This is a genomic window from Streptomyces sp. NPDC050658, assembly GCF_044457025.1.
GTDB lineage: Bacteria > Actinomycetota > Actinomycetes > Streptomycetales > Streptomycetaceae > Streptomyces.
Genome location: NZ_JBITGM010000001.1, coordinates 641,809 through 668,329, shown reverse-complemented (window position 1 = coordinate 668,329; position 26,521 = coordinate 641,809). Strand labels below are relative to the sequence as shown.

Annotated in this window: 21 protein-coding genes and 1 pseudogene; 12 read left to right on the top strand and 10 right to left on the bottom strand. The window is 67.5% G+C overall.

Annotated features, from left to right (window positions below; genetic code table 11):
• Window positions 1-76: 76 nt before the first annotated feature.
• Genes ACIBKX_RS03095 through ACIBKX_RS03085 form a run of 3 tightly spaced genes read left to right on the top strand, consistent with a single transcriptional unit; the run spans window position 77 to window position 6,578 of the window.
• Window positions 77-2,089: a class I SAM-dependent DNA methyltransferase gene (locus tag ACIBKX_RS03095; protein WP_363270711.1), complete on the top strand. Its 2,013-nt coding sequence runs from the start codon at window positions 77-79 to the stop codon at window positions 2,087-2,089.
• Entirely contained in the window at window positions 2,086-3,393 is a 1,308-nt protein-coding gene (locus ACIBKX_RS03090; RefSeq protein WP_363270712.1) for a restriction endonuclease subunit S, read from the top strand. The genes ACIBKX_RS03095 and ACIBKX_RS03090 overlap by 4 nt, the downstream gene beginning before the upstream one ends.
• Window positions 3,394-3,395: 2 nt before the next feature.
• Window positions 3,396-6,578, top strand: coding sequence for a UvrB domain 3-containing protein (locus ACIBKX_RS03085; protein WP_363270713.1), 3,183 nt, complete (start codon window positions 3,396-3,398; stop codon window positions 6,576-6,578).
• A gap of 48 nt (window positions 6,579-6,626) precedes the next feature.
• Here ACIBKX_RS03085 and ACIBKX_RS03080 read toward each other — a convergent pair whose 3' ends face one another.
• Window positions 6,627-6,818, bottom strand: coding sequence for a DUF397 domain-containing protein (locus ACIBKX_RS03080; RefSeq protein ID WP_363270715.1), 192 nt, complete (start codon window positions 6,816-6,818; stop codon window positions 6,627-6,629).
• Between the two features lie 11 nt (window positions 6,819-6,829).
• The gene (locus tag ACIBKX_RS03075) at window positions 6,830-7,684 is read right to left on the bottom strand and encodes a helix-turn-helix transcriptional regulator (RefSeq protein ID WP_363270716.1); all 855 of its coding nucleotides are present in this window, start codon (window positions 7,682-7,684) and stop codon (window positions 6,830-6,832) included.
• Between the two features lie 128 nt (window positions 7,685-7,812).
• On the opposite strand from ACIBKX_RS03075, the gene ACIBKX_RS03070 reads away from it, so the two are divergent.
• The 6 genes and pseudogenes from ACIBKX_RS03070 (at window position 7,813) to ACIBKX_RS03045 (ending at window position 16,675) form a co-directional block, all read left to right on the top strand.
• Window positions 7,813-8,310 (top strand): ATP-binding protein, encoded by a 498-nt coding sequence (locus ACIBKX_RS03070; RefSeq protein ID WP_363270717.1) that lies wholly within the window; start codon window positions 7,813-7,815, stop codon window positions 8,308-8,310.
• A 121-nt stretch (window positions 8,311-8,431) separates the two neighbouring features.
• Window positions 8,432-10,045, top strand: a complete 1,614-nt coding sequence (locus tag ACIBKX_RS03065; RefSeq protein WP_363270718.1) for a serine/threonine-protein kinase — start codon at window positions 8,432-8,434, stop codon at window positions 10,043-10,045.
• Between the two features lie 146 nt (window positions 10,046-10,191).
• Window positions 10,192-12,318: an AIPR family protein gene (locus ACIBKX_RS03060; protein WP_399375617.1), complete on the top strand. Its 2,127-nt coding sequence runs from the start codon at window positions 10,192-10,194 to the stop codon at window positions 12,316-12,318.
• A gap of 63 nt (window positions 12,319-12,381) precedes the next feature.
• Window positions 12,382-13,673 (top strand): annotated as a pseudogene (locus tag ACIBKX_RS03055) (3'-5' exonuclease).
• A 267-nt stretch (window positions 13,674-13,940) separates the two neighbouring features.
• Complete coding sequence (locus tag ACIBKX_RS03050) at window positions 13,941-15,470, top strand: N-6 DNA methylase (RefSeq protein ID WP_363270720.1); 1,530 nt, start codon at window positions 13,941-13,943, stop codon at window positions 15,468-15,470.
• Window positions 15,467-16,675: a hypothetical protein gene (locus tag ACIBKX_RS03045; protein WP_363270721.1), complete on the top strand. Its 1,209-nt coding sequence runs from the start codon at window positions 15,467-15,469 to the stop codon at window positions 16,673-16,675. Before ACIBKX_RS03050 ends, ACIBKX_RS03045 begins: the two co-directional genes overlap by 4 nt.
• Window positions 16,676-16,936: 261 nt before the next feature.
• Here the strand turns inward: ACIBKX_RS03045 and ACIBKX_RS03040 are convergent, their stop codons facing one another.
• Window positions 16,937-17,581 carry a DUF6000 family protein gene (locus ACIBKX_RS03040; RefSeq protein ID WP_363270722.1) on the bottom strand — a complete coding sequence of 215 codons (645 nt, stop codon included), beginning with the start codon at window positions 17,579-17,581 and terminating at the stop codon, window positions 16,937-16,939.
• A 184-nt stretch (window positions 17,582-17,765) separates the two neighbouring features.
• On the opposite strand from ACIBKX_RS03040, the gene ACIBKX_RS03035 reads away from it, so the two are divergent.
• Window positions 17,766-18,278, top strand: a complete 513-nt coding sequence (locus tag ACIBKX_RS03035; protein ID WP_399375616.1) for a hypothetical protein — start codon at window positions 17,766-17,768, stop codon at window positions 18,276-18,278.
• 61 nt (window positions 18,279-18,339) lie between these two features.
• Here the strand turns inward: ACIBKX_RS03035 and ACIBKX_RS03030 are convergent, their stop codons facing one another.
• The 4 genes from ACIBKX_RS03030 to ACIBKX_RS03015 all read right to left on the bottom strand — a co-directional run bounded on the left by ACIBKX_RS03030 (window position 18,340) and on the right by ACIBKX_RS03015 (window position 21,446).
• Window positions 18,340-19,125 (bottom strand): hypothetical protein, encoded by a 786-nt coding sequence (locus ACIBKX_RS03030; RefSeq protein WP_363270723.1) that lies wholly within the window; start codon window positions 19,123-19,125, stop codon window positions 18,340-18,342.
• A 206-nt stretch (window positions 19,126-19,331) separates the two neighbouring features.
• On the bottom strand, window positions 19,332-19,877 hold the full coding sequence (locus ACIBKX_RS03025; RefSeq protein ID WP_363270724.1) for an MOSC domain-containing protein: 546 nt from the start codon (window positions 19,875-19,877) through the stop codon (window positions 19,332-19,334).
• An 87-nt stretch (window positions 19,878-19,964) separates the two neighbouring features.
• Window positions 19,965-20,747 (bottom strand): class I SAM-dependent methyltransferase, encoded by a 783-nt coding sequence (locus tag ACIBKX_RS03020; protein WP_363270725.1) that lies wholly within the window; start codon window positions 20,745-20,747, stop codon window positions 19,965-19,967.
• Between the two features lie 129 nt (window positions 20,748-20,876).
• On the bottom strand, window positions 20,877-21,446 hold the full coding sequence (locus ACIBKX_RS03015; RefSeq protein WP_363270726.1) for a DoxX family protein: 570 nt from the start codon (window positions 21,444-21,446) through the stop codon (window positions 20,877-20,879).
• A gap of 210 nt (window positions 21,447-21,656) precedes the next feature.
• On the opposite strand from ACIBKX_RS03015, the gene ACIBKX_RS03010 reads away from it, so the two are divergent.
• A complete protein-coding gene (locus tag ACIBKX_RS03010) occupies window positions 21,657-21,980 on the top strand; it encodes a nuclear transport factor 2 family protein (RefSeq protein WP_363270728.1) in 324 nt (107 codons plus the stop codon).
• A gap of 245 nt (window positions 21,981-22,225) precedes the next feature.
• Here the strand turns inward: ACIBKX_RS03010 and ACIBKX_RS03005 are convergent, their stop codons facing one another.
• Together ACIBKX_RS03005 and ACIBKX_RS03000 are read right to left on the bottom strand one after the other, a co-directional pair.
• Entirely contained in the window at window positions 22,226-22,693 is a 468-nt protein-coding gene (locus tag ACIBKX_RS03005) for a lamin tail domain-containing protein (RefSeq protein WP_363270729.1), read from the bottom strand.
• Between the two features lie 171 nt (window positions 22,694-22,864).
• Window positions 22,865-23,632 carry an SDR family oxidoreductase gene (locus tag ACIBKX_RS03000; protein ID WP_363270730.1) on the bottom strand — a complete coding sequence of 256 codons (768 nt, stop codon included), beginning with the start codon at window positions 23,630-23,632 and terminating at the stop codon, window positions 22,865-22,867.
• 133 nt (window positions 23,633-23,765) lie between these two features.
• Between ACIBKX_RS03000 and ACIBKX_RS02995 the strand changes: the two genes are divergently transcribed.
• Window positions 23,766-25,400: an alkaline phosphatase D family protein gene (locus tag ACIBKX_RS02995; RefSeq protein ID WP_363270731.1), complete on the top strand. Its 1,635-nt coding sequence runs from the start codon at window positions 23,766-23,768 to the stop codon at window positions 25,398-25,400.
• Between the two features lie 19 nt (window positions 25,401-25,419).
• Here ACIBKX_RS02995 and ACIBKX_RS02990 read toward each other — a convergent pair whose 3' ends face one another.
• Window positions 25,420-26,400 (bottom strand): Gfo/Idh/MocA family protein, encoded by a 981-nt coding sequence (locus ACIBKX_RS02990; protein WP_399375664.1) that lies wholly within the window; start codon window positions 26,398-26,400, stop codon window positions 25,420-25,422.
• Window positions 26,401-26,521 lie beyond the last annotated feature (121 nt).

The following is a 26,521-nucleotide window of genomic DNA, read 5'->3' as shown; positions in this document are numbered from 1 at the left end:
CCATTGCTCGACCACCACACTGGATCCCATCCGCCCGGCGAGGGCGGTACGGCCTGGAAGGAAACCGGGGAATCCCTTGAACAGCAGCAAGCACACTGAGTTGGTGAACCGCGCGTGGTCCGTCGCCGAACTCCTGCGCGGGGACTACAAGCAGTCGGAGTACGGCAGGGTGATCCTGCCGTTTACGCTGCTGCGCCGACTTGAGTGTGTACTGGAGCCGACCCGTGACGAGGTCGCGGCCCTTGCGGAGAAGTACAAGGACGACGAGGACTTCAACGCGGACCCCTTCCTGCGCAAGGCTTCGGGGCACGCGTTCTACAACAAGACTCGCCTGACGCTGAAGAAGATCGCGGCAGACCCGGACAATGCCACGAAGAACCTCCAGGTGTACGTGCGCGGGTTCTCGGACAACGCGCGGGAAGTTCTGGACACCTACGAGTTCGGTCGGCACATCAACCGGCTTGATGCCGCGGGGCAGCTCTACAAGGTGATCGGAGTGTTCACCGATCTGGACCTTCACCCGGACAACGTGCCCAACCACAACATGGGCTACATCTTCGAGGAGCTGATCCGCCGCTGGTCCGAGCAGTCGAACGAGACCGCAGGTGAGCACTTCACCCCGCGCGAGGTCATCAATCTCATGGTGAACCTTCTGATCGCTCCGGATGGCGACGCACTCGCTGTGCCTGGCACGGTCCGCACGGTCATGGACCCGGCGTGTGGCACGGGCGGCATGCTTTCGGCGGCGGAAGACCACATCACGGAGTTCAACCCGGACGCTGAGGTGGAGGTGTACGGGCAGGAGCTGAACCCTGAGTCGTGGGCGGTCTGCCGTTCCGACCTCATGATCAAGGGCCAGGACCCGGACAACATCGCGTTCGGCAACTCCTTCTCCGATCCGGCGTTCACGCGGAAGAAGTTCGACTACCTCCTTGCCAACCCGCCGTTCGGCGTGGAGTGGAAGAAGGTCAAGGACGAGGTCGAATACGAACACAAGAACCTCGGCGACGCGGGCCGCTTCGCCGCGGGCCTGCCGCGTATCAATGACGGCTCGCTGCTCTTCCTCCAGCACATGATTTCGATGATGAAGCCGGTGGATGTGAACGGTGGGGGCGGCTCGCGTATCGCGATCGTCTTCAACGGGTCGCCGCTGTTCACGGGTGCGGCGGGTTCGGGCGAATCGGAGATCCGTCGCTGGATTCTGGAGAACGACTGGCTGGAGGCGATCGTCGCGCTTCCGGACCAGCTCTTCTACAACACGGGCATTTCCACGTACTTCTGGATCCTGACGAACCGGAAGTCGGCGGACCACAAGGGCAAGGTCGTGCTCCTTGACGCGCGCGATCAGTGGGTGAAGATGCGTAAGTCGCTGGGCGACAAGCGTAAGGAATTGGGCGACGGTAAGAACGGAAAGCCCAACCACATTGCTGAGGTGACGCGCCTGTACGGGGAGGCCCTGGAGGCCGCGCGCGACGAGGATCACCCGCAGCACGCGAAGGTCAAGGTCTTCGAGAACAAGGCCTTCGGCTACCAGCGCATCACGGTGGAGCGGCCGTTGAAGCTCCGCTTCGAGGTGACGGAGGAGACGCTGGCGGCTCTGGCCGCTGCGAAGCCGGTCCAGAGGCTGGAGCAGAGCGAGGAGTTCGTGGCGGCGGTGCGTGCGCTGCTGGGTTCGTCGTGGGGGGCGAAGTCCGAGGCGTTCGTGGCGCTGAAGGATGCAGTGGTGGCGGCCGGACTGCTGTGGCCGACGGGGGCACCGTTCGCGAAGGCGCTGCGGGAGGCCGTGGGCGTCCGAGACCCGGAGGGTGAGGTGCAGCGCGTGAAGGGTGAGGCCGAGCCGGATTCAGAGTTGCGGGACTACGAGAACGTGCCGCTGGGGGAGGACGTCGAGGCGTACCTGAAGCGGGAGGTTCACCCGCATGTGCCGGATGCGTGGATCGACCACAGCAAGACGAAGATCGGGTACGAGATTCCGTTCACGCGGCACTTTTTCGTGTACGAGCCGCCGCGGCCGTTGGCGGAGATCGACGCGGAGCTCAAGGCTCTGGAGGCGGAGATTCAGGGGCTGTTGGGGGAGGTGACGGAATGACCGAGGCACGTCTCGCACCTTGGCTTTCCGCCTCGCGCTGGCCGACTGTGCCGATTCGTCTCGTGGCGCGCCTCGGATCTGGGCACACGCCTAGTCGAAGCAAGCCTGAGTACTGGGAAAACTGCACCGTCCCATGGGTCACCCTTGCTGATGTCTGGCAGCTGCGTAATGGGCAGACCGATGTCATCAAGGAGACCAAGGAGAAGATCAGCCCTCTGGGGCTGGCAAACTCTTCGGCTGTGAAGCACCCTGCCGGGACTGTGATCCTTTCGCGTACTGCTTCCGTTGGGTTCTCCGCGATCATGGGCAGCGACATGGCCACGAGCCAGGATTTTGCAACGTGGACATGTGGCCCGAAGCTGGAGCCGCGTTACCTTCTGCACGCGCTGCGAGGCATGGCGCCGGATCTGAAGCGGGTCGCAATGGGGTCGACCCATAAGACGATCTATATGCCGGACATTGAGCAGTTGAGAGTTCCATTGCCGCCGCTGGAGGAGCAGTGCCGCATCGCTGAATTCCTCGACACCGAAACCGCCCGTATGTTCAGGCTCAATGCGGCACTTCGGAAATTCGACCAAGATGTGCGAGAACGCGAGCGCGCTGTGCTGGCGAGAATGCTCAATGCGGATGTCGCTGAGGTGGGAGGTGCCCTGCCTTCGGGGTGGCGGTGGACCCCACTTATGCGTCTCACCGATCCGCTCCGACAGATCATGTACGGGATCGTTCTGCCCGGTCCAAACGTGCCCGAAGGCGTCCCCATCGTGAAAGGCGGGGATGTAGCTGGCAATCGGCTTTCTCTGCGAACGTTGAACCGGACAACCCACGAGATCGCATCTGGCTACGCAAGATCCTGCCTCGTAGAGGGGGACCTGGTGATCGCAATTCGTGGAAGCGTCGGTGAGATTGCGGTCGTGCCGGGCGAGCTGAATGGCGCGAACCTTACGCAGGATGCTGCCCGTATCTCCATTGGGTCCTCCACGGACGCTGAATGGCTGCGGTTCGTACTCGATTCACCTCTGGTGACTCACCAAATTCAAGGGCGCATCACAGGTGCCACCATCAAGGGGATTAACATCTGGGACCTTAAGCGCGTATTGGTGCCTACCCCTGAAACACCTGTCCAGAGCGGCTTGGTAAAGGAAGCTGGCAGTGTGATCGCAACCCACGAAGCGTTGAGGATGCGTGTTGCGTGTCACAGCAAGCTAGTTGACGAACGCCGTCAAGCCCTAATCGCCGCCGCAGTAACCGGCCAATTCGACGTCTCCACAGCCAGCGGCCGCAACGTAACGGACGGAGTCCGATAGCCATGAGCCCCGTGCACGACGAAAACGCCTTCGGCACCGCCATAGTTGCCGCCCTGACGGAACGCGGTTGGCGTGAGGCCAACCCCGAGGACTACCGCCCCGACCTCGGCCTGGACACCAACGAGCTGTTCACCTTCATTGGCCGGACCCAGCCCGATGAGTGGTACGAGCTCGCAGGCATCTACGGCGGCCAGGAAGAAGCCCAGCGCGGCTTCGCCAAACGCCTCGACCGGGCGATCAGCGACGAAGGCCTCCTCAACGTCCTCCGCAACGGCGTCAAAGATCAAGGCGTCCGCCTCCGCGTGGCGTACTTCAAGCCCAACCTCGTTGCAGACGACTCCGTCCTCGACGGCTACCGGGCCAACCGCCTCACGGTAGTCCGCGAGCTCCGCTACGCCACCAAGCAAGCCGACTGGGGCAACGAACTCGACCTGACCCTCTTCCTCAACGGAATCCCGGTCGCCACAGCCGAGTTGAAGAACCCCCTCACCCACCAGACGGTCGAGTACGCCAAGGAGCAGTACCGCACCGACCGCGACCCCACCGAGCTGATCTTCACGCGCCGCGTCATCGCCAACTTCGCCGTGGACACAGATCTCGTCTTCGTCGCGACCCAGCTCAAGGGAAGGAACACCCGCTTTCTCCCCTTCAACACCGGCTCCAACGGTCCCGGCCAGCCCGGCGGTGCAGGCAACCCCGCCCCCACCACCTTCGGTACCTACGCCACCAGCTACCTCTGGGAACACGTCTGGCAGCGCGACAACTGGCTCGACCTCCTCCAGCGTTTCGCGCACCAGCAGAAGAACAAGACACCCGGCGGCGGCTCGACCCGCACCGCGATCTTCCCCCGCTACCACCAATGGGACGTCGTCAAGAAGCTCACCGCCCACGCTGCGACCCACGGCGCCGGCGAGAACTACCTGATCATGGCCTCCGCTGGGTCCGGCAAGTCGAACACGATCGGCTGGCTCGCCCACCGGCTCTCCGACCTGCACGCCGACACCGACCCTCGCGCCCTCAACCAGGACGCGATCACCGCAGGCCGCATCACTCCCGGTGACCCCGTCTTCGACAAGGTCATCGTCATCACCGACCGCCGCAACCTCGACGCCCAACTCCGGGAAACCGTCGGCAGTTTCTCCCAGACCGAAGGCCTCGTCGTAAAGATCGACGAGAAGCAGGGAGCCAAGAGCGAACAGCTCGCCCGTGCCCTCTCCCGCGACACCGGCAAGATCGTCACCGTCACGCTGCACTCCTTCCCGGCGTTGCTCGACTACATCAAGCGCAACCCCACGGAGATCAAGGGCAGCCGCTTCGCGATCATCGTCGACGAGGCGCACTCCTCTCAGTCCGGCGACGCCGCGACCGCCGTCAAGTCGGCCCTGCGTGACCTCGGCCTCGACTCAGACTCGGACGACGCGGGTGCGACGACGGTCACCGTGACCGACCAGCTCAAGCAGAAGGCCGAGGAGCGCTCGCATGCCGCGAATCTCTCCTACTTCGCCTTCACCGCCACCCCGAAGGCCAAGACCCTCGAGCTTTTCGGCACGCCGGCCACGGAGAACGGCAAGGAGGTCTACCGCCCCTTCCACACCTACTCCATGAACCAGGCCATCGAGGAAGGCTTCATCCTCGACCCGCTCCGCAATTACGTCACGTACGACACTTACTGGAAGCTGGTGAACAAGAACCCGGACGAGATCGAGGTCGACCCCGCCAAGGCCAACAACCTCCTCGCCCGGTTCGCGCTCACCCACGAGCACACCGTCTCCCAGCAGGCCATCGTGATCGTCGAGCACTTCCTCGCGCACACCCGCGGCCGGCTCGGCGGGCGCGCCAAGTCCATGGTCGTCACCGCGTCCCGGCATTCCGCCGTACAGATGGCCCGCGCCATCAAGAGCTACATCCAGGACCGTGAGTACGACACCAAGTACCCGGACCTGGGCGTCCTGGTCGCCTTCTCCGGCTCCCTCACCATCGACGGCGAGGAGACCACCGAGACGAAGGAGAACGGCGGCCTCTCCGAGAGCGCGCTGCCCAAAGCCTTCGCGTACGTCCGTGCCGACGACAAGGCAGTGAAGGCGGGCGGCAAGGGGCAGCCCGAGTACAAGATCCTTGTCGTCGCGGAGAAGTACCAGACCGGATTCGACCAGCCGCTGCTCACGACGATGTACGTGAACAAGACGCTGACCGGCATCGCCGCCGTGCAGACCCTCTCCCGCCTCAACCGCACCGCCGACCGCAAGTCCCAGGCCGACCTCGCCGTGCTGGACTTCGTCAACGCCGCCGAGGACATAAAGGAAGCCTTCCGCCCCTACTTCGAGGAAGCGAACACTCTCCCCTCCGACCCGAACCTCCTCTACACCGCCCAGAGCCGCGTCATGTCCGCACCGATCATCTCCGAGCGGGAAATGGACGAGTTCGCCGCGGCCTACTTCGCGGCGAAGGAGAAGGCGGGCGGCTCCCAGGCCAAGTGGGAGAAGCTGCACGCCGAGCTGTACCGGCTGCTCTCCCCGGCGGTGACGCGTTTCGCCGCGCTGATTGAGGACGAGGACGACGAGGACAGCATCGCGACTGCGGAGGACTTCCGCGCCGACGTCAACGACTACGTCCGCAAGTACGGCTTCCTTGCCCAGATCGTGCCCTACAGCGACCCGGACCTGGAGCGGCTGCACCTCTACGGGCGCTATCTCCTCAGCCGCCTTCCCCGCCGGGCCGACGGCGGTGTCGACATAGGGGACGTGGATCTCAGCCACCTGCGCGTGGAGAAGACCGGTGAGTACGACGTCTCCCTCAACCCCGAGGGTCCGGCTGAACTCAAGGGCTTCGGCGATGGCACGGGCGGCGTGAAGGAGGCCGAGAAGTCGCTGCTGTCCGAGCTGATCGACAAGTTCAACGCGAAGTTCGGTACGGAGTTCACCGAGGAGGACGTCCTCCCCGCCTTCAACGCCGCCAAGAACGACCCGAAGGTCCGCGCCGCGGCCGTCGTCAACGACGAGGAGAACTTCGGCGTCGTCTTCGACAAGGCGTTCAACGGCTACATGATGGATCACGTCTCCACCGTCGACACGCTCGGCAAGCGCTACTTCGGCGCCGACCGCGGCTTCAAGTCCAACCTCGACCGCAGTGCGCGGAGGGCCGCGTGGCGGATGATCCGGGACGAGGAGGGGTTGGACGGGGAGTAGGCAGGGCTGAGGCACCGCTGTGCGCCTAGACAGGCGCACAGCGGTGCCTCAACGGCTGGACAGTGAGGCCATGAACCCGGTCCAGGCCTCAGCGCCAACTCCCAGTACGGGCCCGCTGGTTCGCTTCGAGTCGCGTACGAGTACGGCAGCAGGGGTGGTGGCGACCTCGACGCATTCGCCACCCTCTCCGCTGCTGTAACTGCTCTTGAACCAGGCCGACTCCGGCACCTTCGGTTCCATCCTCTGGCGGCTCATTTCTCTCCCAAGAGTCCCTCGACGAAGGCCAGCGTTTCGTGCGGCGTCAAAGCCTGCGCGCGAAGAGTCCCGTACTGTTCCTCGGCGTCTCGAACCACCGCCCGCTCGGTGTACAGGCGGCTGCTGCGCTGGACCTCAACGTAAGCCATCCTGCGTCCCTCCTGATCTTCGATCAAGGTGAATGGACCGGCCAACCCGCAATGTTCCGTGCGGTCGTTGGGCATGACTTGGATTTCCACGTTCCTCCGCCGTCCGGCCAGGAGGATCTCTTCAAGTTGGTCTCGCAATACAGTCCAACCGCCCATCGGCCGACGTAGAACCGACTCCTCTATGACGAAGCTCAGCGTCGGCATGGCAGTGCGCGAGAAGATCTCCTGCCGGGCCAGCCGTGCTGTGACGCGCTGCTCCACAGTCTCTTCATCGAGTAGCGGGCGCCGCATGGAGAAGACGGCCCGCGCGTAGTCCTCGGTTTGCAACAAGCCCGGGACTGCCAATGCCGCGTACACGTGAAGGGAGACTGCCTTTGCCTCCAGCCGGGCCATGTCCCGAAAGAACGCCGGATACTGAGCCCGAGCAACCTCCTCCTTCAGCGCCTTCAACACGCCCCCGGCATCCAGCACTTCATCCGCCCGGTCAATGAGCCGCGCCTGCGGAATCCGCCGCCCCTGCTCGATCGACGCGATCGACTGTGCCGCGTACCCCACCAGCTTTCCGAACTCCGCCCGCTCCAGGCCCGCCCGCACCCGCAGCAGCTTCAACTGCTGACCGAACGCGCTCACCACGCCCGATCCCGGATCGTCCTCCGGCCGCTGACCGACCTCGGCCCGTTCGCCCTCGTCCTGAGCGGTCATCGTGACTGCCTCCCGCCGAACCTGCCTCGCCCCGCACCACGTACAGGCGCCCGCACGCCGCGTACAACGGCCCCGCGACCGCGCGTCACCGCTGGTCACGCTACGCCACCAAGCCTCACCGTAGGGCCATGACCAGCAACCCCGCGAACAACACCCTCCCCGCCCAACTCCAGCTCCCCAGCCGCCACTTCGGCATGCGTTTCAGTCCCACCCCACGCGGCGCCCGGCTCGCCCGGCGGCTGTGCGGGGAGCGGCTCGCAGCCTGGGGCATCCCGTACGGCACGGACGCGCACGACACGCTCACGCTCCTCGCGGCCGAGCTGTGCGCCAACGCCGTCCGGCACGGCCGTGTCCCCGGCCGCGACTTCCGCGTGGATCTCACAGTCGAGCCCGCACCTGCTTCAACGGCGGTACGCATCTCCATCACCGACACCCTCGGCGACCGGTTCCCTGTCCCAGCCGCCCCCGATGCCGCCGACGACCGGACCGACGGACGCGGCCTGCTCCTCGTCGCGGCGCTCGCGGACGACTGGGGCTGCGATCCTCGCCCCGATGGCGCCCCCGGCAAGACGGTCTGGGCGCAGCTCGCCGTCAACGGCCCAAACAGGCCAACTCACAGCACCTGAGCCCGTACGGCTGGACGGAAGATCGCCGCTCCCGCGAAACTGGTGCCGACCACATCAGGCCATACCGGCACCGCAACAGCACCACCGTACGGCGCCGGGCAGGACGCTCGACGGGGGAACGGTGCCGGACAATCCGATCGCGGGACGCTACGAACTCCTCGAACCGCTCAGCCATGGCGGGATGGGGGACGTGTGGCGCGGATACGACTCCGTCCTCGACCGGCCCGTCGCTGTGAAGCTCATCCGGCAGCAGTCGGTCACCTCGCCCACGCTTGCCGAGGAGTTCGCGAAGCGGTTCAAGCGCGAAGCCCGCATCACCGCACGTATCCAGCACCCCGGCGTCCCTCAGGTGTACGACGCCGTACTGGACGACACGTACGAGCATCTCTATCTGGTGATGGAGCTGGTGGACGGAGTGCCGCTCACCGCGTACATCCACCCCGCCCTCCACGCCGACCCCGCGCAGCAGGCCCGGCCGCCGTTGCCCATCAGTTGGGCCGCCGCAGTCGCCGCCCAGGTCGCCACCGTGCTCTCCTGGGCCCATGACGTCCCGGTGATCCACCGGGATCTGAAGCCGGGCAACATCCTCGTCGCGCGCGACGGGACGGTGAAGGTCCTCGACTTCGGCATCGCGGCCATGCTGCGCACCGACGTCACCAAGCTGACGGCGACCGGCAGCCCCATCGGCACCTACCAGTACATGTCGCCGGAACAGGTGTGGGGCGGCCGGGTCACCCCGCAGGCCGACCTCTATGCGCTGGGCTGCGTCCTGCACGAACTCCTCAGTGGGTGCCTGGTGTTCACCGCCGACAGCGAGTACATGCTGATGTATCAGCACGTCAACGCGGAGCCGACCCCGCTGCGGAAGCTGCGCCACGATGTACCCGCCGACCTCGAGGCTCTCGTCCTCCATCTGCTGCGCAAGGCTCCCGAGGAGCGGCCCGCAGACATTCAGGAGGTGTACGAGCGGCTCCAGCCCTTCCTGCCGTCACCCGGCGAAGAGCCCGTGCCCCAGCAGGCGGTTCCAGGCCAAGTGCCCGACCCCACAGGGATCTTCCGTCGCCCGTACGCGCCCCGCCCGCGCGCCGGGGCGGCCCAGTCGCCGTACCCCGCGGTGCCGGACGCACCCGCAGCTCCCGCACCGCTGCCGGAGGCGCTGCGTGCGCAGATCAAGGAGGTCCACGCGCACTACGCCGCGTTGATGGAGGAGGAGCGCTACGCCCAGGCCGCCGAGGTCGTCGGCGAAATGGCCGAGCCGGCCGCGCGCGCCTTGGGCAGCGACAACAAGGCTGTGCTGGGGCTGCGCATGCGCCGCTCCGTGAGCCTTCTGCTGGGCGGGGACTTCCGGGCGGCCCTGCCCGAGTTCGACGCCCTTGCTGATGCGTACGCCAGGACAGGAGGGCCCACCAGCAGGCAGGCTCTCGACTGCCGTGCGCAGGCTGCCCGTTGCCGCGCCGAACTCGGCCAGGTGACCGACGCTCTCGCCGCACTGCGGGACGTGCTGGACGCTGTGCGGTCCGTCGACAGCGACGTCAGCGAGGACGCGGTCGTGCTGCGGCGCGACATCGGCATGCTGCTGCTCGCGCAGGGGAGGGCGGCCGAGGCGCTCGAGCTGCTTGAGCCGCTCCACTCGGACCTGCTCTTGGTCCTGGGGCCCGATGACGAACTCACTGCTGAGATCGCGGAGACCCTAGCCGTCGTACGCCTTGATCTGGACGGACCCGCGAGCGGCTGACGGCTTCCCGGAACTTGCCGGACGGCCGGTGACGGTGTGCGAGCATCAGGAAATCCAGGGTGATCGTGTGCGGCCATGGGCGCCACGGCCCTGCAGGGAGGGGACGGGCATTGAGCACAACCAATTCCGGTGGCCGTGAGGCCGACGTGACGCTGCAGGTGCGCCAGGTGGAGCGCGCGCTGCGGAGTACGTACGAGCACCTGCTCGACGTGAGCGACCTGGAAGGCAGGCCGTCCCAGGAACGGAACCCGCGGCTGCTCTCCCGCGCGCTGACCGCGCAAGCCGTACGGATCGTCACCGGGTTCAGCCCGCAGGAAGCCGCGTTCACCGTCATCGACGGTGTGGCCGATCAGGGCATTGACGCCATCGCGGTGGTGGACGGGCCGGAAAAGCACGTCTACCTGGTGCAAGCGAAGTGGAGTGAGCGAGGCAGGGCCTCCAGCGATCGCCAAGCCGTGCAGGAACTCCTCACTGGACTGCGCCTCATCGACGACGAGGACTTCGCCGAGTTCAACCCGCGGGGCCGACAACTGGCCGAGCACGCCAAGACGGTGATGTCGAGCGGGCCCGTTCCCGTCACACAGGTGATCGTCCTGATGCGGGCCGACGACGTCACCGACGGTTTCCGGCAGGCGCTGGACGTGGGGGAGCGGGAGTTCAACCGCAATGGTGATGTGCTCGACCACCGCATCATCCTGGGGCCGGAGGTGTGGGCATCCGTACGGCAGGATCTGGCCCCCAGATCCGTCGACCTCACCGCGGATCTCTTCCCCTGGTTCGCCGTGAGCTCGCCGTACGAGTCGTACCAGGGAGTCGTCCCGGCCGAGTGCGTGGCCGAGTGGATGGCTCATGGGGCTGACCTGTTCAACCTGCACATCCGTAGCCCTCTCGGCAGGACTCCGATCAATAGTGCGTTGACCGGAACTCTCACCCAGGAACCGGAGAACTTCTGGTACTTCAACAACGGCGTCACTGTGCTGTGCGAGTCTGTCGAGAAGAGATACCACTCCATGAGGGCCCCGGAACGTGTTCCCCTGGGCCTGACTCTGCGCAACGCACTCGTGGTGAACGGAGCACAGACCGTTCGGTCCGTTGCCGAGGCGCTGGCCGACGACGGGGCCGCCGCGACAGCGCAGATCGGTGTGCGGATCATCGTGACGGGCGGGGAACAGGGGTTTGGGAGGGAGCTCACACAAGCGACGAACCGTCAAAATCGGGTCGAGCCGCGTGATTTCATCGCACTCGATCCCGTGCAGGCATCGATTATGGAGGAGCTGCGGGCCGAGCTCGGTCTGGAGTACAGCATTCGGCGCAGCGAACTCGAACCCCAGGAGGCGATTGGTTGTTCCGTCGTGGAGGCGGCCTGTGCTCTGGCCTGCGCTCACGCCGACAGCCAGTACGCCGCCCGTATGGCCATCACTCTCGACGTGCTGTGGGAGCGCGGCACGCAGGGCATCTACGATGTGTTGTTCCGGCCCCAGCCGGGTGCCTATCTGGTGTGGAACGCGGTAGGGGTGCTGCGTGCGGTGCGCCGAACCCTCCACCAGTTGCGATCGCGGTACGAGGGGCGGGGCGCGGCACTGACTGAGCACGGCGTATACCTGCTCACCCATCTCGTCTTCCGTCTGCTGGACACCGAGGCCATCGACGAGCCCGACCCCGACCTGGAGTGGTGTGCCCGGGCCACCGGCCGGGTGCCGGAGCTTGTGGAGCAGCTGCTGCCGGTCCTGGCGGCGGCCATAGACGAGCGCTACACGGCACGGTCCCAGATCCGGGCCGTGTGTGCGGACCCCGTCCGCTGCCGTGAAGTCACCGACGACGTCATCGGCATCCTGACGGCGCCCGAGAGCCTCAGCGTCCCCGACACGTACCGCCGCGCCCGGACACAGCGCAAGCGCCGCAGACCCAACGCGGTCTCGGTCCTCATCGATCAGAGGCTCCTGGACGACGGGACGGCGCTCACCCTCCATTCCGCCTACCCGGTCGAGGTGGATGCTCTGCGGGTGTGGCTGGCCGAGGACGAACGGCGGGCACGGGCCACCTGGGTCAACCACCGCTCCAAGCCCATCCTCTGGGCGGCCGACGGCAAGCAGTACTCGCCAGCCGGCCTCGTCAGCCGTATATGGGAACTGGCCGAGTGGAAGGAACGGCCAGTGGCCAACCAGGGGACCGCCCGGTGGGTGACCTCCACCGGCGAGACACTTGCCGACCTGGCATGGCGGGCTCTCGAGGCGCTGGAAGACGCGCCCGAAAGCGAATCCGGGAACGATTGACGCGCAGGGCGCTCGGCGTTGCCCTCGGTGCCGCGCCCCGATCACGAGGAAGAAGCGACGACCATGCCCCACCTCGCCTTCGACATTGCCTTCTGCGCGCAGCTCGGCAAGTTGCAAGGACCTGTCAGGCAAGGTGTGTTCGATGCCTGGGAAAAGTTCGAGCGACTCACACTGGATCAGCTCTTCAAGGATCCCGGCCTGAAACTGGAGTCCTTGAAGCAGGCCCGTGACTCCCACATCCGTACGATCCGCATCGCTCAGGGCACCCGAGGGGTGGTCCTCGCGCCGACCAGCGGGCAGACGTTCGTCCTTCTGCGGGTGATGCCCCACGACAAGGCCATCGCCTGGGCCGTGAAACAGAAGGCGAGCATCAACACGGTCACTCGGGGCGTCGAGAGTACGAGGAGGCGGATCGGAAGGGACGCGGCAGTGCCCTCCCCGTCGCCGCTCGCCGGCAGGTGTGGCGAACCATCGAGGAGTTCACCGGGCGACTGGCCGCCGACGGGCTTCGCAGCTACCTCGGAACGTGTGCCGAGGCTGCCGACGTACTACAGGCGGAAGGCCCGCGGTACCGGCATATCGTCGTGGACGAGGCCCAAGACCTGCACCCGACGCAGTGGCGCCTACTGCGCGCCGCCGCACCGGCTCGTCCGGACGATCTGTTCATCGCGGGCGATCCGCATCAGCGCATCTACGACTCGAAGGTGTCCCTGAAGGCGTTGGGCATCAACATCGCGGGCCGCTCCACCAAGATGCGCAAGAACTACCGAAGTACACACGAAATCCTCAGCTGGTCCACGGCCCTTCTGGTCGGCCGCCGCTTCGAACAGCTGGCGGACGAGGCCCGGAACGAGACGCTTCTCGGCTACCGCTCGGCCCTGCACGGCAACGGCCCCGAGATGCACGGCGCCGCTTCCGAGGAAGCGGAACTTCATGCGCTCGTGGTTCGCGTCCGCCGCTGGGTGGACGACGGTGTGCCGCCCGGCGACATCGGTGTCAGCGCCCGGTTCAACAGGACCTGTGACCAGGCTGCCGACCGCCTCCGCGCCGAGGGCATCGCTGCGGTGCGCTTGCGTGCGAACGCGCTGGACGACGCGGACGCGGTCCGGGTCGGCACGATGCACTCCTTCAAGGGCCTGGAGTTCCGTTGCGTAGCCGTCATCGGTGCGCACGACGGAGCGATGCCCTTTCCTGGGGCGGTCACCTCCGCCGACGTGGACAGGCTCCAGCACGAGGCGGACATGACGGCCGAAAGGTGCCTGCTGTTCGTCGCGTGCACACGGGCACGCGACGGGCTGTACGTCTCCTGGCCCGGTACGCCGAGCCCGTTCCTGACGGAAGCCGGCGCGGTCTGAACGGCGTCGGACGAAGAATCCCAAACACAGTGCTCTAGTAGTGCGTCGGGGGTTCCTTCTACCTTCGGAGGCGTTGTTCGACGGCTCGGGGAGAGGTTAAGTGGGACTCAAGATGCTGTGGCTGCTGGTCATGGTGCTGGCCGCGCTTGTGGTCGCTCTGACGGCGTGCGTTGTCCAAGTGGTGGGAGGCGCCAGGGGTGCGGCAGTGGTTCAGAGCGCCGCACTCGCATTCGGCGGAGCCCTGACACTGGGCGTTGTGGTTGCGACATGGCTGGGGCAGTCGTGACGGCGGGCCAGGAGACCGAAGGCCCTGAACGTCAAGTGACCGAAGCACGCACTGAACTGAATGCGGTTGCCGAGGTCTGGAAGGCGCTGGATGCACTCCGCGGACAGGTGATACACACGTTTGAGTACCAGCTGACCCTTCGAGTGGTCGCGCTGAGTGCCTTGGCTGCTGCGTCAGGTTCGGGTGCCGATGAGCAGAATGACGAGGTGGTGGCGGACGGCTGGCTCCGCTTGGTGGATCACGCACAGCGCGTGGTCGAAGGGGCAATGCCCGAAAGTGCGGAGACCGTTCTTCGTGAGGTATGGGACGGGGCGAGGATCACCGAACGTGTAGGGCTGGCTGGACGAGGCCTCTTCGACATGCCCCAGCTCTCCGAGGATGCCTCTCAGAGGCTTTCGAAACTGATCCTGGCAGTGCATCAAGTGCCCTCAAAGGAAGACCTGTTCGCTGCCTGCTTGGATCTCTACTCGCGCCGCATGGGCAAGGGTGGGGACTACTTCACCCCCCAGTGGCTTGCCCGACTCATGGTTGAGTTGGCCGGGCCCAGGATTGGTGAGCGTGTCCTTGACCCCGCCTGTGGTTCCGGTGGGCTCCTGGTCGAGGCGGCGCGCCAGGTGCGTTCTTGGGTAGGGGATGCCGATGAACTCACCCTGGTCGGCCGGGACGTCAGCAGTGAAGCCAGGCAGGTGGCGGCGCTAAATCTGGCAACGCACGGCCTCCGTGGAGACCTGGGGAGAGGGCCCATCGACAGCCTCAACTCTGTTGAGAATGCGCTGGAATGCGACGTTGCGCTGGTCAACCCGCCCTTCAACGCGTCGGGTTGGGCGGGTGATGCCTTCGAGCATCAACGGCGATGGCGGTTTGGCGCGCCGCCCAGGAGCAGTGCCAACTTCGCTTGGCTCCAGCACACATGGGAGCAGCTGTCCAGTACTGGGCTCGCCGTGGTCCTGCTGGCCGACGGTGCAGCCACGGGCACTCGTCTCGGCGAACAGGTCATTCGGCAAAGGCTGGTGGAAGCAGACGCCTTGGCTGCCCTGATAGCGCTGCCCTCGGATCTCTTTCCGCATAACCGCAATTCGGCCTGCCTCTGGATCCTCAGCAAAGACAAGGGGCAACCGCGTTGGGGGCACAATCCCCGTCGTGAGCAGGTGCTCTTCATTGATGCACGCACGGTCGGCAAGGCGGCGGACCGGGGTCGCAGAGTGTTCACCGGCAACGACATCCACCGCATTTGCGCGACATTCGCCAGTTGGCGTGCGGACTCCATCGGCCCTGTGCGCCCCAACACGTACGAGGATGAGGACGGCTGGTGCCGTTCGGTTTCACCACAGGAGATCAAGCTCAATGGCTACGACCTGAAGCCGGCTCATTACGTCCCGAAGCTCAACGCGGGCGTTGTGGAACCCAACCCTGCAACGGGAACCCGGGCCCTGACTGCGGAGCTCTACGCACTCTTCGACGAGGCGCGTGACATCGAGTGGCAGCTGCGCACCTTGCTGGACGACGCATGAGGTCGGAGGACGCGGAGGCGCGGCTCTTGGAGTCGTCGGAATGGGGAGAGTACCGACTGGCAGACCTGCCGGGCGTGGACACCGCCACTTACGGGATCGTGGAGCCGGGGCCGTACTCCAGAGGCGGCTTTCCCTTGCTCCAAGCCCAGGGCATCGCCGATGGAGCTCTCCAACCCGACTCCGAACTTCTCATCAGTGCACGGGTCCATGAGATGCACCGTAGGACGTGGTTGACACCTGGGGACGTCGCTCTCGTGGTGGTCGGCCGCTTCGGCGCAGCGGCTGTAGTCGACGACGAACACAGTGGGTGGAATGCGGCTCGTTCCGTGGGTGTCATAAAGATCAACTCGGTGGGCAGGTTTCACCGCATGGGCCACTGGATCCGCCACTGGCTCAGGTCGTCAAGGGCTCGCGAATGGTGCGAGGGCCGGACAACGCAGTTTGCGAGGACGACGTTGAGCGTCGGTGCCCTCCGCCAATTGCCCGTCCCGTTGCCGCCGCGTGCCGTGCGCGAGCACACGCTCGACCAGCTGGATCTCATCGACCGGAAGACAGCGGTGAACTCCCGGATCGCAGCCCGCTCCGTAGATCTGGCCGACGCCTACTTCGAGGAGTGGAGGGGGCAGGAGGGCCATCCGCATATGCGACTGTGCGGCGAGGTAGCCCAGGTTCGCGGCGGGGTATCCGAGGGGGCGGTCGATCCCGTGGCTGACTCATTGCGAACGGTCGCGCACGTAGCCCCTCAGGAGATCCTTCAGAGCCCCACTCCGTACCTCGGCAGTCCTGCGCAGCAGATCACCGTCAGCGCCGCAGACGTCACGGACGGGTCTGGGCTCCTCGTCGCAACCAAACCCGGGGAGCTCAAGGTCCTCTGGGCTGCTGCACCTGTCGTCCCGAAACGCGGGGCTGTCGCAGTGCGGCCGGAGACCGAGGAGGACGGTCTGTGGCTGCTGCACGAACTACGCATGGCAGGACCGCAGCTGATGGCTCGAGAGCGACGTAGGCACACGCGTGAACTCAGCAGACGAGCCTTCTCTCAATTTCAAGTCCAATGGCCCAGCACGGACGTGCGAGCACGCTTCAGCCGTATCGCTGCACCACTGCACCACCGCGCCCAAACCGCGATCCAGGAGAATCGGATGCTTGCGGACCTCGCGGGCGAGGTGGTCAACGAGATGGCCGCTGAGGTGATGTGGTCGAGCTGAGAGGAGTCCAGCGGGGTCATCCGGTCCGGCTCGGTGTAGCCGGTCGTTCTGTTCGGCTTGCGGCCTGTGTCCACCTGGCGGTTGTCCGCAAATTGGAGGTAGGCGCTTGTGCCCGGGTCTGACGCCACGGTCGCGGCGGATTACGTGCGCTCGTGCACGTCTTGTGCACACCGACCACTTGGGTAGGGCGTCAGCTCAGGTACAGCAGGAAGCGATAGAACACCCGGCTATCCCCGGCGTACAGCCCGACTCGTCTGCCGCTTACGCCCCCGCTCCGGCCGGATCAGCGCCCCTCGTCGCGCAATGCCGAGCGCTCGCATTCGCGAAGGCGCAGAACCTGCTGATCGTCTCCTGGCAGCTGTTGGGGCTGTCGCAGAGGCTGGGGGCTCGTCCGGCGGTCCAGCGTTGCCAGGGGCCGTCCGGGGTCAGGAAGCGGGCCGCGCGGTCGGCTTCGTGTTCGGTGTCGAGGTGCAGGAGCGCGCCGAGCGCGGGCTCCTGGTCGTAGTCGAGATCGGGTCGGGGCAGGTAGTGGTCGAGGTAGGTGGCCAGGAGATCCGCGTCCGCCGGGGTGCCGAAGTCGGCGAGGGCGACGCAGTAGGCCTGGCCGGCGAAGCCCATTTCGCTGGCCAGCAGGAGTTCGCCGAGGCGTTCGCGGAACTCGGTCCTGCGGGCGACGGCTATGAACCAGGCCGCCGTCCGGCGCTCGCGCCATCCGCCTCCCAGGAGGATGCCCACTTCTCGGGGCGTGATCTCGGCGGCGGCCTTGCCGAGCCGACGCTCGAACCGGTCGCGCTCGCGGCCGGTCATGGCCAGGACGCGGCCGCCCAGGGCGAGGTAGCGCCCGTCCTTCGCGACGTATCGGGGGATCAGCCTGCCGAGTTCGGGATCTCTGTCGGGATGACGCATGCCCGCATTCTGTCGGGCCGTCGCCGGGGCGGCTGAAATTGGCCGTAGCATGTCAAGAATCATGGAGGTGTGTCTTGCCACCTCCAGGGCCCCATGCCTCAATGGCGGCTGTGCGAGTTACTGACTGGTTGTCATAACTCGTTCTCACCCCCCGCATTCCCCCCACCTGAAGGCAGGACCCCTCATGAGGCATGGCAGCAGTGTGTTCAGCGGCAGGCACGGAAGATTCGGGATCGGGCGCAGGGTTGGTGCCGGGTCCGCGTTGGGCGTCGGGCTCGTCGCCGTCGGGGCGATGGTGATGGCGCCCGCCGCCACCGCCGTCACCCCCGAGACCGCCACCATCTCCTTCGACTGCGGGTCGTACGGTTCGGGCACGGCCACCCTCAAGGCCACCCAGGACGGGACCGCCGCGACCATCAGCGTGTCCACCTCCGCGATCTCCGCGCCCATCGACATCGCGGCGGGCTCCGTACAGTCCACCCTCACCCTCACCAAGAACGGCTCGGACACGGCCACCTTCACCGGCAAGTCCAACCCGGCCATCCCCGCCGGCGGTGAAGTGTCCACCGGGCCGCTCGACGGGACCGTCGCCATCGGCGACAGCATGGAGGGCAAGTCCCTCAACGTCGTCGTCCTCGGGATCAGCGTGACCTGCAACGCCACCTCGGCGCAGGCTCCGGGGCCGTTCGTCTTCTGATCGTTTTCTGACCGTCTTCTGACGGACCCAGGGATCTGTCCGGCACACGGGACGGCATCGCTCAGCGGTCGGCGGTGTCGTCCCCTGACCCTGGCCTCGCCTCTTCTTTCAGGGGGCGCCAGTACTGGTTCTTGCTCTCGTCCCTGACCAGTACACCCAGGTCCTGCAGCATCTCCCTCAAGTCCCTCGCGTCCGTCCCCGCCTTCCGCTTCAGCGCCGCCTCCCGCGCCGCAAGCACCGCGTGGGCCTCCGTGGGCAGGTCCGGGACTCCCGGGATCCAGCGCTGGAAGAGGCGCGCGTGCGGGTCCGCCTCCCGCCACGGGTAGCCGTGCGCCCGGAACGACCTCGCCAGCTTCGCCGCTGATGCGGTGCGCGGGCCCCGCGCGAACTCGCGTGACGTTCCGTCCAGGATCACCAGGTCCTTGCCGTCCAGGAACACCGCCGACACGTCGGACCGTTCGATCGTCCGTACCCGGTCGCGCTGGTCCGTCTCCAGCCGTGCGTCCGTCAGCTTCAGCTTCAGGGCCTCGGTGATCTCCGTGACCGCGATGAGGAGTCCCGCCACCAGGCCCACCGCCGTCACTACGCCCGCCTGCCACGGCTTGTCCAGCGAGCCGACGAACGTGATGCCGTCCCGCCACGGCAGCACCGGCGACTCCGCCACCCAACGGGCCAGCGGCGGCAGGGCGACGGCAAGGAGCAGGCCCAGGACGGGCATGCCGATGAGTACGACGAGCAGGTCGCCGCGCGGGTAACCGAGCGCCGTCGTACGGTTCTTGGCGAGCGGGAGGGGGCGGCGCAGGACCTTCTTGCCGGGTGCGGGCGTTGCGTGCTCTTCGCGGGTCATGGTCATGACGCTAGGCGCGCGGGAGCCACCGGAGCTGCGGCCTAAAGTCGATGGGCCGCAGACTTCGGTAGCTGGCTCCCGCTCCCCGCTCCCCGTCTCCGGCTGCCCGCTCCCGGCTCCGGGCTTCCGGCTTCCGGCTTCTCTGCTCCTGGTTTCCGATTTCCGGTTTCCGGTCTCCGGCTTCCCCGCTCTCCCGGCTCGGAGCGTCAGACCTTCTCCAACGGGCGGTGCGGCCCCTCCGGCAGCTCCACCTCGATCACGTCGCCCGGGCGTACCTCGCCGCCCTGCCTCACCACGCTCATCACGCCCGTCTTGCGGACGACCTCGCCGGTGGTCTCGTCGCGGCCGACGACCTGCTTGAGGAGGCCCTCCTGGAAGGCTTCGATCTGGGCGCACGGATTGCGCAGGCCCGTGATCTCGACGACCGCAGTGTCGCCCAGGCGCAGCAGCGTGCCGGTGGGCAGGGCCAGCAGGTCGATGCCCGTCGTGGTGACGTTCTCGCCCAGCGCGCCCGGCGTCACCTCGTACCCCTCCGTCGCCAGCTCTTCGAACAACTCCCCGTGAATCAGGTGCACTTGGCGCAGGTTCGGCTGTGTCGGGTCATGCGCTACGCGTGAGCGGTGCTTGACCGTCACCCCGGAGTGCACGTCCCCCTCGACGCCCAGTCCGGCCAGCAGCGTGATGCTCTCCCGGTTCGGCTTGGTGAAGGAGTACGTTCCGTTGCTGCTGACCGCGGTGATGCTCGCGCCCATTGTGCGGGTCCCCTCTCGTGACAGGCGGCCTCGAAGCCGCCCGGTGTTGTCCGTGCCCGACCCAGCCGTCGAGCCTATCCGTCGCCCTCAGGCCACCGGCATCAGCGTCAGATACGCCAGGCCCAGGACGTTGCGATAACCCCGCAGCCAGCTGTCGCGCTGGCGGTCCGTCTTCTCTCGGGTCTCGGCGGCCAGCGGGTGGTCCGGGTTGGCGGCCAGCCACTCCTCCACGTCCGAGCGGTAGCCGGACTCGAACTCCTCCCACTCCTCCGCGCCCGCCGTCTCCACCCACAGGGGGCGGAAGCCCGCCGCGATCGCCGCGTCCACCAGTTCGGCGAGGTACAGGTGCTCGCCCGCGCGGGCGTCCGGCCACATTCCGGCGAGTTCCTCGGCGGTCGGCGTGCGCTGCCAGATGCCCTCGCCCAGCACCACGCGGCCGCCGGGGCGGACCAGTCGGCGCAGTTCGCGCAGGGCCTCCGTGGTGTGGTGGGGCGGTTCGGCCGCGCTGAGCGCATGGCTCGCGCCGATGCAGAGGACCAGGTCGGCGGGTTCGCGGGCGGTGTCCCGCGCCGACTCCTCGGCGAAGACGACGCGGTCCGCGAGGCCGCGCTCCTCCGCCGCCGCCCGGCCCCTCGCCAAGTCCTCCGCGTTCAGGTCCACGCCCGTACCGGTGGCTCCGGGCGCCGCCGCGAGGAACCTCAGCATCAACTCGCCCCAGCCGCAGCCGATATCGAGTACGGAGCCGACGCCCGGCGAGACCCGCTCGACCAGTCGCACGGCCCGCGCCTCGGAGAGCGGGCCGTGGAAGGTGAGGCGGGTCAGGCGGGGAGGAGGGCTGGTGCTGGTGGTGCCCGTAGTGGTGTCCGTCATGGGAGGGGACGCTAACTCGTCAACTCAAGCGGGGGACAGCCGATTTCGCCCGGCGTTCCCCGCGGCGCCTCACCGCCTCACCCCTGCCCGCCTCGCTCTTGCCCGCCTCGCTCTTGCCCGCCTCGCCCCTCACCCCTCCGGCGACGACGAGTACGCGTCCTCCTCCGAAGCCGCCGCCGCCTCCTGCTCCCTCACGTTCCGCTGCCGCGAGCCCACCGACACCAGTACCCCCACCGCCGTACCCGCGAGGGCGGCCGGCACCATCCAGGCCCGGTTGAAGGAGTGGCCGAGCGAGCTGTCGAGCGAGTAGGCGCCGGGGCCCGTGACGGCGAGGGCCGCGGAGACCAGGCCCAGGAACGCCGGGTATTCGTAACCGCCGCCCTGGCTGAAGAAGCCGTTGGGGGCGTGCACGGCGGTCGCGCCTGCCATCGCGCCCGCCGCCGCGGAACCGGCCGCCGGGGTCGCGAGGCCGAGCGCGAGGAGTACGCCGCCGCCCGCCTCGGAGAGTCCGGCGATCATGGCGTTCGCCTTGCCGGGCTTGTAGCCGATGGACTCCATGAACGCGCCGGTGCCTTCGATGCCGTGGCCGCCGAACCAGCCGAAGAGCTTCTGGGTGCCGTGCGCGGCGAGCACCGCGCCGGTGCCGGCTCGGAGCAGCAGTAGGCCCAGGTCGCGGCGGTCGAAGCAGGAGGTGGTCATGGTGTCTCCGGGGGCGCGAGGGGGAGGGGCGGTCATAGGTGAGGAGGGGGAGCGGCGGTCATACCCGTCCCCCCACTGCCTCCACCGTCCGTCACACCCGCCCCGCTCACCCCGTACGCTCGGCCGTCCGGGTGACCCGGCCCGAGTGGCCCCGTCCAGCGGTGGACCCGTCCAGTGGCGGCCCCCGGCGCCCGGTGTGAACGTAAAGCCATGAGCATTCAGGTAAACCGGCTCTCCGACCCGACGGTCTCGGCCTTCGTCACCGCCGTCAACGCCAACGACAAGGCCGCGTTCGAGGCACTTCTCACGCCCGGCGCGACGATGTCCGACGACGGTTCCGACCGGGACATCGCCGACTGGACCGACCGCGAGATCTTCTCCTCCAACGGCCATATGGACGTGGAGAGCGAATCGGACGGCGGCCGAACGCTGCTCGTCTCGTACCGCAACGACACCTGGGGCGAGATGCGCACGAAGTGGCGCTTCACCGTGGAGGGGGACAAGATCTCCCGCTTCGAGACGGGTCAGGCCTGACGTCTCGGCAGGGCAGCCGTTCCGCGCCCCGTTCGTGCCGGCCGCTCCCCAGCGCGGGCACTCCCGGAGTTTCGTGGCACGGCTGCCCTGCCCCCTCCCCCTCACAGTGGCTGGTGGGACTTCAGCGGGTCTCCTGGTGGGACTTCAGCGGGTCTCCCGGCGGGTCCTCAGCGGGTCTCGCGCCGGGTCCTCAGCAGGTCTCCCTCCGGGACCCCAGCAGGATCCGGCAGGACCTCAGCAGGTCCTCAGTGGCAGCTCTTGTACCCGCGGTCGCTCGTGCTCCACGAGCACGAGTCCTTCAGTGAACCGCTCGGCTTGATGAGGCGGGCCTTGTCGCTGGTGTTGTTCCAGACGTACGAGCCGCGGCCCCAGTAGCGCACACCGGACGCGTTCGTTCCCTTGCCCGTGCGGACCTTGACGGTCTTGCCCGCGCCGATCTTGTAGCTGCCGAAGGTGTACGTGTAGCCGGTGTTGTCCTTCAGCTTGTAGCCCTTGAGCTGGATCGCGGACCCGGTGTTGTTGTGGATGTTCACCCACTCGGCGTTCAGCGAGGAGTTGGAGCGGGTGTCCCGGCCCGGGCTGTCGTACTGGATGTAGCCGAGGTGCAGGCCGCTCTGGTGGCGCGCGGCCGCGGTCGCCGGTGATGCGGCGAGCAGCGAGACCGAGAGCGCGGAGGCGGCGAGGACGGCCGGGACCGCGGAACGTATGCGCAAGGTGTGCTCCAGGTGTGCTGTGAGTGTGCCCTCGATGTGGATTTCCCGTGGAGGGCTCGCTGAGCATACTGGGCGTGATGCGCGTAATTGACGCGGTGCGGGAAATTCCGCTTGTGAAGATATCGGCCGACCGTGAACACCTGGTCACGGTCGGCCACTTCAGGCGGTTCCCTAACCCCGCCCGATGAACGGCATGTTCGTGGCCAGCACCGTCGCGAACTGCACGTTCGCCTCCAGCGGCAGCTCCGCCATGTGCCGCACCGTTCGCGCCACATCCGTCACGTCCATCACCGGCTCGGCCGCCAACTCCCCGTTGGCCTGGAGGATTCCGGACTGCATCCGCTCGGTCATGTCGGTCGCCGCGTTGCCGATGTCGATCTGGCCGCAGGCGATCCGGTAGGGGCGGCCGTCCAGGGAGAGGGACTTCGTCAGGCCGGTCAGCGCGTGCTTCGTCGTCGTGTACGCGATGGAGTGCGGCCGGGGTACCTGGGCCGAGATGGAACCGTTGTTGATGATCCGGCCGCCCTGCGGGTCCTGCTCCTTCATCTGCCGGAACGCGGCCTGAGCGCACAGGAACGCGCCGTTGAGGTTCGTGTCGACCACGTGCCGCCACGCGTCATAGGGCAGCTCCTCGACGGGGACCCCGCCGGGACCGAACGTACCGGCGTTGTTGAAGAGGAGGTCGAGGCGGCCGAAGCCCTCGCGTACGGCTGCGAAGAGCGCCGTCACGTCTTCGGGGCTCGACACATCGGTGCGCACGCACAGGGACGTGGCGTCGGGGACCAGTGCCGCGGTCTCCTCCAGCGTCTCCGTACGCCGTCCCGCCAGCGCCACGGACCAGCCCGCCCGCAGCAGTTCGACCGCGACGGACCTGCCGATCCCGGATCCGGCCCCGGTGACGACAGCGGTCCTCGGATGCCCAGTTAGCTCTGCGTTCATGGCCCCGCAGCGTACGGGAGGGGCGTCCACGCGGACATCATCCGCCCGCCATATGGCTGTTGTGTACGCGACAGGCTGGCGTCGTCGCCCGCCACTTGCATGCCCCTGACACCAATCGTCAGGGGAGGGTCACATGACACCCGCAGGCAAGGACCGCACCGACGAACTCCAGGCCGCAGCGCGCCACTTGGGCCGCCGCCGCTTCCTCACCGTCTCCGGCGCCGCGGCCGCGCTCGCCTTCGCCACCAACCTGCCGACGGCGGGCGCCGCGAGCGCCGCCGAGATGGACGCGCGCAAGATCGCCGACGACCCGTTCACCCTCGGCGTCGCGTCCGGCGACCCGCAGCCCGGCTCCGTGCTGCTCTGGACCCGCCTCGCCCCGAAGCCGTACGAACCGGGCAGCGGACTGCCGAACGAGCGCGTCACCGTGCACTGGGAGCTCGCCCACGACGCCCGTTTCCGCCGGATCGCCAGACGGGGCTCGGTCACCGCCCACCCCGAGTTCAACCACTCCGTACACGTCGAGGTGGGCAATCTCGACAGCGCGCGGACCTACTACTTCCGCTTCAAGGCCGGCCAGTGGATCAGTGACACCGGCCGCACCCGCACCGCGCCCGCGGCGGGCAGCAAGGTCAGCGCCCTGACGCTCGCCGCCGTGTCCTGCCAGGCGTACCACGACGGCTACTTCACCGCGTACAAACACCTGGCCGAGGACGACGTCGACGTCGTCTTCCACCTGGGCGACTACCTCTACGAGTACGCCGTCAACGCGGTCGGCGGCGCGCGCAACTACACCGACCGCACGCTCCCCGCGCTCTACAACCGCGAGACGCAGACCCTGGAGGACTACCGGCTGCGGTACGCCCTCTACAAGTCCGACCCCGATCTGCGCGCCGCGCACGCCGCGCACCCCTTCGTCGTCACCTGGGACGACCACGAGGCCGAGAACAACTACGCGGGCGACCTCGACGAGAACGGCAACCCGCCCGCCCAGTTCCTGGTCCGCCGCGCCGCCGCCTACCGCGCCTACTGGGAGAACCAGCCGCTGCGCCGCCCGCAGCAGCCCGAGGGCCCTGACCTGCAGCTCTACCGCCGCGTCAAGTGGGGACGGCTCGCCCAGTTCGACATCCTGGACACCCGGCAGTACCGCTCCGACCAGGCCTACGGCGACGGCGCGGACATCCCGGGCCCCGAGTCGGCCGACCCGAAGCGCACCATCACCGGCGCCACGCAGGAGCGCTGGCTGATCGACGGCTGGCGCGGCTCGCGGGCGCTGTGGAACGTCGTACCCCAGCAAGTCACCTTCTCCCGGCGCAAGCTGGACCTGAACGCGCAGGCGAAGGTCAGCATGGACGCCTGGGACGGCTACAGCGCCTCCCGCGACCGTGTCCTCGCCGGGGCGAAGTCCGCCGGCATCGAGAACCTGATGGTGCTCACGGGTGACGTCCACGTCGGGTACGCCTTCGACATCAAGGCCGACTTCGACGACCAGTCGTCCAGGACCGTCGGTACGGAGATCGTCGCCACGTCCATCGCGAGCGGCAAGGACGGCGCGGACAAGCCCGCGAACTGGGACACCTACACCAAGGCCAACCCGCACCTGAAGTTCTACAACGGGCGGCGGGGGTACGTGACGGTCGCCCTCGGCCAGGAGTCCGCGCGGGCCGACTTCAAGACCGTGTCGGCGGTGACGACGCCGGGCGCGCCGATCACCACGGCCGCCTCCTTCGTGACGGAGGCGGGCAACCCGGGGCTGAAGCCGGCCTAGGAGTCCGGCCGGGGTGCGCTCACTCGCCCGGGTAGCGCACCCCGATCCGCTCGCGTACCTCGTCCAGGGTCCGCATCACCGCGAGGGTGCCTTCGAGGGGGACGAGGGGGGACTCGGTGTCGCCGGCGCGGAGCCGGTGCATGACCTCGGCGGCCTCGTGCTTGAGGCTGTCGCGGGGGCCGTCCTCGGGGGCGGCCGTGAACTCCTCGGGGTCGCGGCCGTCGCGGTGCAGCACGAAACGGTCCGGGAAGAAGAAGCCGTGCGGGATGTCGATACGGCCCCGCGATCCGGTGACGGAGGCGGCGACAGGGGTGCCCGCGTTGATGGAGCAGTGCAACAAAGCGTGAGCACCGCTCTCCCAAGAGAGCAGCATTCCCGTCTGGAGATCAACGCCCTCTTCCGAGAGCGCCGCTCTCGCGCTCACCCCCGACGGCTCCCCGAGCAGCAGCTGCGCGAACGACACCGGGTACACCCCGAGATCGAGCAGCGAGCCGCCGCCCTGCGCCGGATCGCGGAGGCGGTGCGAGGGAGGGAAGGGCCCGGCGAGACCGAAGTCGGCCTGCACCGTGCGCACTTCACCGATCGCCCCGTCGTCCACCAGCGCCTTCAGCCGCCGCACCAGCGGATGGCAGTACATCCACATGGCCTCCATCAGGAAGAGACCCCGCCGCCGCGCCAGCGTCACCAGCTCCCGCGCCTCCCGCGCGTTCAGCGTGAACGCCTTCTCGCAGAGCACCGCGCGGCCCGCCTCCAGGCACAGCCCCGCCGCCGCCCGATGCGCCGAGTGCGGTGTCGCGACGTACACGACGTCGACGTCCTCGTCCTCGGCCAGCGCGTCCCACTCGCCGTACGCGCGCGGTATCCCGAACCGCTCGGCGAACGCCTTCGCCGACGCCTCCGTCCGCGAGGCCACCGCGACGACCTCCGCGTCCGGCATGTCCAGGAGGTTCGCCGTGAACGACGCGGCGATGCCGCCCGTCGCGAGGACGCCCCAGCGCACGGGCTCACGATTCTCTTCCACTACGGGGGCCCCTGTCCGTACCGCGGCGTACCGCGGAAATGGTCTCAACCAGCACAGCTGAGCTGAGAGCATAGGTAATCGCACGCCTAATCGGGAGGGA